7 protein-coding genes are annotated in these 10,655 nt (G+C 38.5%); all 7 read right to left on the bottom strand.

Annotated elements, in window-relative coordinates; all coding sequences use genetic code 11:
• Positions 1-104: 104 nt before the first annotated feature.
• The 7 genes from IEV57_RS16720 to IEV57_RS16690 all read right to left on the bottom strand — a co-directional run bounded on the left by IEV57_RS16720 (position 105) and on the right by IEV57_RS16690 (position 10,326).
• Positions 105-1,301, bottom strand: coding sequence for an ATP-binding protein (locus tag IEV57_RS16720; protein ID WP_188444192.1), 1,197 nt, complete (start codon positions 1,299-1,301; stop codon positions 105-107).
• Positions 1,302-1,672: 371 nt separating this feature from the next.
• The gene (locus IEV57_RS16715) at positions 1,673-3,454 is read right to left on the bottom strand and encodes an alpha-amylase family glycosyl hydrolase (protein WP_394801656.1); all 1,782 of its coding nucleotides are present in this window, start codon (positions 3,452-3,454) and stop codon (positions 1,673-1,675) included.
• Between the two features lie 473 nt (positions 3,455-3,927).
• Entirely contained in the window at positions 3,928-5,214 is a 1,287-nt protein-coding gene (locus tag IEV57_RS16710) for a M20/M25/M40 family metallo-hydrolase (RefSeq protein ID WP_188444190.1), read from the bottom strand.
• A gap of 2 nt (positions 5,215-5,216) precedes the next feature.
• The gene (locus tag IEV57_RS16705) at positions 5,217-5,864 is read right to left on the bottom strand and encodes a hypothetical protein (RefSeq protein WP_188444189.1); all 648 of its coding nucleotides are present in this window, start codon (positions 5,862-5,864) and stop codon (positions 5,217-5,219) included.
• A gap of 131 nt (positions 5,865-5,995) precedes the next feature.
• Positions 5,996-7,303 carry a UDP-N-acetylglucosamine 1-carboxyvinyltransferase gene (gene murA / locus IEV57_RS16700; protein WP_188444188.1) on the bottom strand — a complete coding sequence of 436 codons (1,308 nt, stop codon included), beginning with the start codon at positions 7,301-7,303 and terminating at the stop codon, positions 5,996-5,998.
• A complete protein-coding gene (locus IEV57_RS16695) occupies positions 7,304-7,975 on the bottom strand; it encodes a DUF4290 domain-containing protein (protein ID WP_188444187.1) in 672 nt (223 codons plus the stop codon).
• Between the two features lie 95 nt (positions 7,976-8,070).
• Positions 8,071-10,326, bottom strand: coding sequence for an ATP-dependent helicase (locus IEV57_RS16690; RefSeq protein WP_188444195.1), 2,256 nt, complete (start codon positions 10,324-10,326; stop codon positions 8,071-8,073).
• Between the last annotated feature and the right edge of the window lie 329 nt (positions 10,327-10,655).

Here is a 10,655-nt window from a genome sequence, read left to right as displayed (position 1 = left end):
AAAAAAACCTTATTGAAACTGATTTCAATAAGGTTTTTGTAAATAATTTTAAATCAATACGTTACAGGGTTTTTACCAACTATTTTTGACCATTAGATCTTTTTTTAATATAAAAAACCGAAAAGATAAAGAGGGATTTTGTTTCCCATTCCATAGAGCATTTCATCTGCTGCAATGTAGGAATTTGGGATATTGGCTATCTGATCGAAAGTTTTATTTTTCCCTCCTACTTCAAATTCAAACTGATTATTAACTAAAAAATCCCCATTCTTGGCTGTAGTGAGTATGGAGCCACTATTTTCTAGTTGATTATAGAAAAATGTCTCTCTAATATTGCCAGAATTTTGATTTTCTAAAGCGAGAGCGTAAATAAGGTTAGTATTTGATAGGTAAATCTTGTCTGGTTTATTCATCATGCTTATCCCTTTAGAAGAGCTTCTCAAACTTTTGATCAGTTTAGAAACTTCCAGCATGTGTAGCATTTCGAGCAGTCTTGGTCTTGTTGTGTCTGTTTTTTCAGCAAGCTTGGTTATGTTTGGACTGAATGGTACAGAGGTGGAAATTAGATAGAGAAGTTTTTTCAATTTTGCCTGAGTACTTGTCGAAATGTCTTTGCCTTCCGGTAGATCATAATCAATGATAACATTGATGAGTTGGTTGATTTTTGAAATATAGTCTCTTTCATCTTCTAAAAAGAAAGGGTATGCTCCAATCTTTTTGTAGTTTTCAAAATGTAGCATCACATCTGGAACTGAAGCAAGAATGGGGTCGATTAGTTTTTGGTGATCTTTTAAAATTTGAGTAAGGTCGTATTTTTCCAACTCAATCTTCAATTTGAGACTCAAATATTCCCTAAAAGATAGTTCAGGTAATTCATAATAAACAAGTCTTCTACTCAAATCCGCTTGTGATTTTTGTAAAGCCAAAATTGAAGATCCAGATATGATTAGCTTGAGATCAGGATAGAAATCATAGATGTTTTTTACAGCGCTTTGCCAATCTTCATATTTATGTACTTCATCCAAAAGTAGATTTCTACCTCCTAATTGATAGAATCTCTCTGCTAAATCAACCAAGCTGTTTTGTTTGAAAAACAAATCGTCTAGACTTAAATATAAAGATTGATCTAGCGGTAGGTTTTCTTTAAGGTACTGAAGCATTAATGTAGATTTTCCTGTACCTCGAGCACCCAAAATACAGATAGCTCTGCCGTTCCAATTGATTTTATTGTAATGGCTCCTTTTAAAGTCTGTTTTGACAGACTTTAATAAGTTTCTATATCTATTGATTAATCCTTCCATTATATTTTCAAAGATACATAATATATTTTAAAGTGTATCTTTTAAGGTACGAAAAATACAAAAATTGTATTTCTAAAAGTACAATTGATTCATGCCAACTGGATTAAAAGAATTCGGTATTGGAAATTTTGGCTAAAGCCAACTCAAATTATGATCCTTTCTGAGGATGGGCTAAAACCACATCCCAATTGAATTATAAATACTTCTTCAATTGCCTCCTGCTTTTGCTGGAGGGAATTAGGTCAATGATTTTATCTAGGCTTTAGCCAAATAATTCCGCATTTATGTTTTTAGAATAAATAGAAAAAAGCCCCCCTTAAAGGGCTTTTAAATCTCAACTCAATTAACCAATAACTTATTCAACTTTCAACTCATTTGATCTCCAAAATCCAGCTTTCCAAAGGCTTTAAATCAACTCGAATTTTTGCTTGGCCAGAAGATACATAAAGTTTGGTTTTTGCCTTGCCATAGAGTTTTTCATCAAGTGTATATTCACCTTCTGACAATTCCCAAAGGTCCAAAATGCTGGGTGGCAGTTGTAATTCAAAACCGAAAGACTGTTCTGTGTCAAAGTTGGTGATGACGAGTAATCTTTGATCATGAGACCATCGGATATAGGAAAAAACACGATCATTGTACCATTCAGTATTTGTTCTGTTGAAGGAATGAATCTCGGCATAGTTTCCTGCTAGAGCAGGACTTTTGATGGTGAAGTTGAGTAAGCGTTTGTAAAAGTCTCTGAGTTCTTTTTCAGCTGGATTAAGTTGTCCTCCATCAAATTTTCCTTCATTCATCCATCTTTGGTGATGGGGAACACCTATATAATCGAAGATAGAAGTTCTGCTCGAAGTTCCAAAACCAGCATTTTCAGCACCTGGTTCGCCAACTTCCTGTCCAAAGTAGAGCATCATGGGAGCTTGATCTATTGTAGCAGACAAGACAGCCGCAGGCTTGGCAATTTCTGCCTTTCCAACAAACTCAGGGCTTGCGATGCGCTGTTCGTCATGGTTCTCCAAGAAATGCAACATGTGCCCGCTGATATCGGACAAACCTTGTTGGATGGATACTAAGTTATCGGTAGATCCACGACCTTGCATAATATTTTTGAGCGTGTCATAGAGTTCAACTTTATCATAGAGATAACCCATCTTCCCTAGTTGAATATAGTTTCTATACTCTCTTGGATTGTAGATCTCAGCAAGGAGGAAAGCATCAGGATTTTCCATTTTGATGGCTGAATTCATATAACTCCAAAATTCAACTGGTACCATCTCCGCCATGTCAAATCTAAATCCATCGACACCTTTCTTGGTCCAGTAAAGAGCCATATCTCTAAATTTCTTCCAAGAATCGGGTACATCCTTATCTTGCCAAAATTCATAATGTGCTTGATATGCTTCCTCTCGGAATTGTACAGGCAATTCAGGAAAATCTTTTGTGCCATCAGGCTTTATACCATAGTTGATTTTTACAGTTTCGTACCAGTCGTGGAAGTAAGGCTGAGCTTCACGAGAGCCATTTCCTGTCCATTTTGCGGGGTTTTCCTCGAATTTTCCATCTGACAAAGGATGATTTGCTCCTCCCAAAGGTTTATAATCATTCAAAGGTTCAGGTACTTGAAATGCTTTGCCTGGGATGTAATAAAAATTATTATCACGCTTGTATTCCATAGTCAGATCATCATCTGCTCCGAAATCTCTCACTCCCTCAGGATTGTTCTTTCCTTCATAATGACGAGCCACATGATTGGGTACGATATCAATCAAGACTTTCATTCCTTGCCGATGGGTTCTTGCTATCAGCGCCTCAAACTCCTCCAATCTTTTGGTAGGATCATCAGCCAAGTCGGGGTTGACATTGTAATAATCTTTGACAGCGTATGGCGAACCTGCACGGCCTTTGACCACATCGGGATCATCATTGGAAATCCCGATTTCAGAATAGTCTCTGATGACAGCATGATGGGGGATACCTGTGTACCAAACATGTGTCACACCCAAATCTTTGATTTCCTGAAGTGCTTTATCCGTGAAATCAGAGAATTTACCGACACCATTTTCCTCCAAAGTCCCCCAAGGCTTGTTGGTGGTATTGGTATTTCCAAAAAGTCGAGTAAAAACCTGATATACGACTACTTTATGCGTTTCTTCCATTTGGGATGCTGTTTCAATTGGTTTGTCGTCACATGCAAAAAAGCCAGCCAAGAGACCTGCTGCCAATGACAATGAGGTGATTAATTTCTTCATAGGCTTAAAGATAAAAAATGTTGGATATCCAAGAAGGAAAACTTCTGTATTTAGATTAAACATCTTTAAAAAATAGGTTTAGATTGGATTAAAATATATCCAATCTTTTGGTTTTATGTTAATATGTATATCCGCTTTCACACCAGCAGCGAGACAAAAATGGTGTGTTTTAAAGTAATTGATTCGCTGATAATTCATCGACTAATAACGATTATCCACAAAATTATTTGGCATCTATTTCGCCTAAGTTTTGTGTGTTGCCTCATTTGTGACATTTTTTAAAGATTGTGAGCCAAAAAGGAGACACGAAGTATCAAAGCGTTTTTTTTACAGAAATTTTATTTGAGCAGTAAATTTACACCTCCTATTTTAATCAATAATTAATAAAGCAACCGATAAACAAACAAAGTGCTTCTTTTGATCAAATCAGGATATTGCTTCATATTGATAGTTTCTGCTGGAGAATGGGCGCCTGATCCTGATGCACCAATACCGTCTATGCAATCCAAATATTCAGCGACATAAGAAATATCTCCAGCTCCTCTCGAGCCTGGATCTCCAGCTTTTACCACACCATAACCCATATCCAAACTCACTTGGCTCAAGATGTCTACTAAAGCTAGATTCCCTGCTGTCGGTGGCATCGATGGAATCCCATCTTCAAATTCTATTTCTGCAGTTGTCCTGTTCAAACTTTGACTGACGATATTTCGCATTTTTTCTCTAGCGGCTTCTTTCTGTGGTTCACCAAGGAATCTCAAATCTCCAGTTACAAATGCTTCTCTGGAGACAATATTGGTTTTGCCCAAAGCTTCTCCTTTTCCAGTTTCTGCATTGTAGCTGACATCTGAGCCGCCGATAAATTGACCAGGATTGAAGGTTAAATATTGTTCATCTGCGAGTTGAACTCTGAATTCGTTCAAAATTCTTGCAGCTTCGTAAATTGCTCCGTAACCCGCATTCTCTTTGAAAACTCCTGAAGAATGCACTTGCCTACCCGTGGTTTTCAAAGTCCACCCAGAAGCTCCTCTTCGAGCGACTGTGGCGATATTGAATCCTTGGGCAGTTTCATAGCCTAGGGCAACATCATGCTGCTTTGCCCGCTCTACAAAATCCAGCCTACTTACCCAACTTGGCTTGCCTGAATTCTCTTCATCTCCTGTGAAATAGACGGTGATTGTTCGGTCTTCTAATAATCCCAAATCATCAAGTGCTTTCAAAGTAGCGAAAATCATAGCATTGCCACCTTTCATATCATTGGCTCCTTGTCCTTTGGCAGTGTTTTCATCTACCATTTCAAAAGGATAAAAAGGCATGTCTTTTTCGAAAACCGTATCCAAGTGGCCGATGAAAAAAAGTTTCTTCCCCTTATTTCCTTTTCTAGTTGCTACAAAATGTCCTGCTCTTCTAAGTGAATCAGGCAAAGTGATCCACTCTGTTTGGAAACCAATTTTCGTAAATTCTCTTTCATAAACCTTGGCAACAGCTTTGACTCCTTCAAGATTGAAAGTGCCGGAATTGATGTTGACAGTTTCTTCTAAAAGCTTTACAGTTTCATGGTAGTTTCTGTCAATTGCTTCAATTAGCTTCCGTTCGGTGTCACTCAGTTGTTGTGCGGAAACTTGATATGAAATAATGAAAATGAAGAGGGTGATCAGCTTTTTCATAACTATTCAATTTCAACTCCTGTAAACCAAATAAATTTCACACCGTCAGCATTGAAATGCTCGGTAGCGAATGTAACACCATCAATCGTTTTTTCAGCTTCCCAAGTAAATGCTCTGCCTTCTGCGCCATTGCCTTTTCTGAAAACCCATTCTCGGATCATAAATGCTTCATCTAAATACAAGTCGTAAGCATCACCCGGCGTGTAGCCATCTTCATTGTTGTAGATAATGGTGAGTTTGGTACTGTTTTCTCCTGAAATTGGAGCAGCTACATCAGCAGTTTCTTCATAAGTATATCCGGTGTCCCAGATCAACTGAAAAGGATACATCAACCAATATTTATCATTGATAAAGCCAGCATCAGCTTTTGGTAATTCCTCCTTTGGAAGGTCAAGGCTGTAGGTGTAACTCGTATCTGCATCTGCATAGTACACAGTTCTATCCTTGATATTCCATTTCCAATCGCGTGTTCGAACTACATCCCCAGCCTGCACATTCCAAGTGTATGCAATGGAATTTACCTTGTCAAAATTATCATAGCCATAAGCCTTAGCTACTTTTTGTGGAGTCGTGAGCTCCTCTTGTGGGGTGGAACAGGCTAAAAGCAATCCTAGTACGAAAATGCTAAATATTTGAATTGAATTTTTCATTTGATTGGAGGTTGTATTTGTTTGATCTACAATTTAATTGATTCTTGAGTTAAAAAAAGAACCACCAACAAATAAATGCTGATGGTTCCAAAATATCTTGATTTTCAAAATAAGATTATATCATAATGATCTTAATCAATCCTCACAATATCTGCTCCTAATGCATTCAAACGCTGATCGATGTATTGATAACCTCGGTCGATCTGCTCGATATTATCGATGACAGACGTTCCTTCAGCAGAAAGTGCAGCGATTAAAAGCGCAACACCCGCTCTAATATCCGGTGAAGTCATTCGAATTCCTCTTAAGGGATATTTTCTGTCCAAACCGATAACCGTAGCTCTATGTGGATCACAAAGAATGATTTGTGCGCCCATGTCTATGAGTTTATCGACAAAGAATAAGCGGCTTTCGAACATTTTTTGATGAACGAGAACAGTTCCTTTTGCTTGCGTGGCAGTCACTAAGACGATACTCAACAAATCCGGTGTAAATCCTGGCCAAATTGCATCAGCTATCGTCAAGATAGAACCATCGATAAAAGTATCGATGATGTAATGCTTTTGAGCAGGAATAAAAATATCATCACCGCGGAATTCTAAGTTGATTCCCATTCTTCTGAATGTATCAGGGATTATACCTAATCTATGGATTTGAGCATCTTTGATGGTGATTTCAGACTGGGTCATGGCTGCTAGACCGATGAATGAACCAATCTCAATCATATCCGGAAGTAGCGTGTGCTCTGTTCCTTTCAAGGATTTTACCCCTTCGATATTCAATAAATTAGAACCTATTCCAGTGATTTTTGCGCCCATTCTATTGAGCATTTCGCAAAGCTGCTGTAAGTAGGGCTCACAGGCTGCATTGTAAATTGTCGTTTTGCCTTCTGCCAAAACTGCTGCCATTACAATATTTGCTGTTCCTGTCACCGAAGCCTCGTCAAGGAGCATGTATGCACCTTTAAGGTTTTTTCCATCGATATGGTAAATCTCTCTTTTACTGTCATAATGGAATTCTGCACCTAGTTTTTGAAAACCTGTAAAATGCGTATCCATTCTTCTTCTTCCGATTTTATCACCTCCCGGCTTGGACAATCTCCCTGTTCCAAATCTCGCCAAAAGTGGGCCCAAGATCATTACAGAACCTCTAAGGGCTGAGGCTTTTTGTAAAAATTCTTCTGTATCCAAATACTTCAGATCTACCTGATCGGCCTTAAAAGCATAAGATTCAGGGCCAGTTTTTTCCACTTTCACACCCATGTCAGAAAGCAGATCTATTAGCTTATTGACATCACGGATGTTTGGGATCTTGTTGATGGTGATTTTTTCTGGAGAAAGTAATACTGCGCAAAGAATCTGAAGCGCTTCGTTTTTGGCTCCTTGAGGAGTGATTTCCCCTTTGAGCTTTAATCCACCTTTTACTCTGAATGAAGACATTTATCGACGTTTTTTGGAGTGACCTCCGTTATTGTTATTTCTTCTTCTGTTATTTCCGCTGAAATTTCTTCTGTTGTTTCCAGTGTTTTCAGCCTCGATTGGAATCTTAAAATCTCTTCTTGTATTGGTTTCAAAAAGACCCATTTCCTTTACTTTCTCCAAGTCGATATGCAACTTGTCTTTTGAAAGCGTTTTGATATCGTCGAGGATAATTTGATCATCGAAGTTGTCTCTGTTCCAAGTGGAATGGAAACTTCGCATCAGCTGACCGATATAAATTATCGCTGCTTCCTGCTCTTCGTCATCTTCGATTTCTACCGCTTTTTCGATCAGCTTTTCAATGTTTCTACCGTAATGCTTGAACTTCACTTCTCCAATTGGGTAACCAATAGGAAGTGGTTTTTTGCCAAGCAATTCTTTTTCCGGCATCGGATAGGGACCGTCAATTTCTAAAGTAAAATCTGACATGATATACAAATCATCCCAAATCTTCTGATCACTTTCTAATTTCAGGTTTGGATTGAGCTGCTTGATGATTTCTACCAGTGTGTAGGCACTTTGAGTGCGCCTCTCACGATCTTCTAAGCCAGCAATATGCGTGACCAGTCTTTGGATATTCTTTCCGTATTCTTTCAAAATAACTGTGTGTTTGTTTCTTTCATTTAGTTTCATTGCCAAACCATTTGCTCCACCTCCTTGAAGGTACAAAAAATCATTTAAAATCAGTTTGGTTTATTTTGCTGTAATAATTTGGAAGCCTATGCTTCTCAGTCTATTATTCTGAGCTTTGCAAAGCTAAGTAATAAAGTCTTTTCTCCAAAATTCTCGAATTGTATCGTGGCTTTTTTATTGATTCCTTCTATTTCAATCTTCAAAACCTTGCCAAAACCGAATTTTGGATGCTCTACTAACATGCTTTCTGCAAGATTGTTAGTATTCGAAGGCTTAAAATCCGGACTTGGAGTGTGAACTTTGGCCGTGGTCTGTGGACGCATGGATGGATTTTTTTTGATGCCGATAAATCCATTTCTGCCCTCACTTCCTTCGTTTCTCAAAGCTCCCGATGGTGCTGAAGTCATCCGTTTGTTCACCCGGATACATGCAGGGTCGACTTCTTCGAGGAACCTACTCGGCTCACAATTCAGCAATCTCCCATAGCGGTAGCGTGTGAGTGCATAGGTAAGGTATAGCTTGTCCATGGCACGAGTCGAAGCGACGTAGAATAAACGTCTTTCTTCTTCCAAATCTTCTCTGCTTTGCATCATCATCTGCGATGGAAAAAGATCTTCTTCCATTCCCACCACAAATACCTGCTTAAACTCCAAGCCTTTGGAAGAATGTATAGTCATCAAGGTCACCGAATCGGTAGTGTCTTTGTCACGGTCATTGTCTGTCAAAAGTGCAATTTCCTGTAAGAATGCGCCTAAAGACTTATCCTCATTTTCAGGATTGTCAACATATTCCTTAATGGCATTCAGTAATTCTTGGACGTTTTCATACCGGTTGAGCCCCTCAATGGTCTTGTCTTCATACAAATCTTTCAACAAACCCGATTGCTTGGAGATTGATGTCGCTGCTTCAAAGGCATCCTTACGCTCCACTTCGATGCTGAAACTTTTGATCATCGTAGTAAAATCTTCCACTGCATTGGAAGCTCTTCCTGATAAGAAACTAGTCGCATTGGTCATGACTTCCCAAAGTGGAATATCATGCTCGTAAGCAGCCACGAGCATTCTCTCTACCGTTGTATCTCCAATTCCTCTTTTTGGATAGTTGATGATTCTTTTAAAAGCTTCTTCGTCGTCTCGATTGACCACAAAGCGCATGTATGCCATCAGGTCCTTGATTTCTTTTCTTTGGTAAAATGAAAGTCCACCGACAATTTTGTAGTTGATATTCATTTTACGCAAAGCTTCTTCCATCGATCTAGATTGAGAGTTGGTGCGATAGAGAATGGCAAAATCGCTGTTATTGAGCTTTTTGTTGTTCTTTTCTTCAAAAATTGTCGTTGCTACCACACGCCCTTCTTCATTGTCAGAACTCGCTTTGATCAGTTCGATCATGTCGCCTTCTACATTCTGTGTCCAGACGTTTTTTTGAAGTTGAGCTTTATTTTTGGCAATGATGCTGTTGGCAGCTTGGACGATGTTTTTGGTAGAGCGATAGTTCTGCTCTAGTTTGACTATAAAAAGATCAGGATAATCCTTTTCAAAATTCAAGATGTTTTGAATATCCGCACCTCTAAAAGCGTAAATACTTTGTGCATCATCCCCCACCACACAGATATTTTGATGGACAGCAGCAAGTTTTTTGGTGATCAGATATTGGGAGAGGTTTGTGTCCTGAAACTCATCCACCATCACATATTTGAAGCGCTGTTGGTATTTGTTGAGAACATCAAGGTGGTCTCTGAAAAGAATGTTGGTATTGAACAGCAAATCATCAAAATCCATCGCAGAGGATTTGAAAAGACGCTTTTGGTAGGTTTTGTAAATCTCGCCCATACGAGGCTTCATGGCTGCATCGTCGTCGGTTTTGATGTAAGGGTCGGTCAGGTAAGTTTCCCAAGAAATCAATCTGTTTTTTGCACCTGAAATTCTAGAAAGAACCGTATTCGCCTTGTAAACTTTATCGTCCAGTTTCATTTCCCTGACGATAGAGCGAATCAGTGATTTGCTATCATCAGAATCATAAATGGTGAAGTTGGAAGGGTAACCGAGTTTTTCTGCTTCCACACGGAGGATTTTGGCAAAGGTAGAGTGAAAAGTCCCCATCCAGGTATTTCTAGCTTCTAGGCCAATCAATCTTTCTATCCTATTTTTCATTTCGGCAGCAGCCTTATTGGTAAAAGTCAGGGAGAGTATATTGAAAGGGTCAACACCTTTGGCATTGATCAAGTGGGCAATTCGGTAAGTCAGTACCCGTGTTTTGCCCGATCCGGCGCCTGCAATGATCATCACAGGTCCATCAGTGTGTTCTACAGCTTCTTTTTGTGGGGGGTTCAGTCCTTTGAGGTAATCCATTCTTAATCTATCCGTTCTACAAGCTTCAAAGTTAATGGATTTTTTGGCTTTAATAGAAAGTGGATGACATGGATTTGAGGAATGGAAGTGGATAAAAATCATAGTATAATTGTTTACCCAATCGAACTTTTAAATAGTTTATTGAAGTTTGATTTTTGAAAGAAGTTTTTAATATTAGATCTTTGATATAGTTAGTTTAGTGGTTAAGACTAAATTTTTTCTTAAAAGTATTGAGAAAAATTATCTTGGATTTTAATGAAAATAAAGAATCATCAGCTCTTTTGAGTAAGGTTCCCCAAAATGATTTTGACTACAAGTTATAGTCCTTA

Origin of the sequence: Belliella aquatica, assembly GCF_014637795.1 — a bacterium.
GTDB lineage: Bacteria > Bacteroidota > Bacteroidia > Cytophagales > Cyclobacteriaceae > Belliella > Belliella aquatica.
The sequence above is the reverse complement of the archived record's forward strand: the minus strand, read 5'-3'. Positions and strand labels throughout refer to the sequence as shown.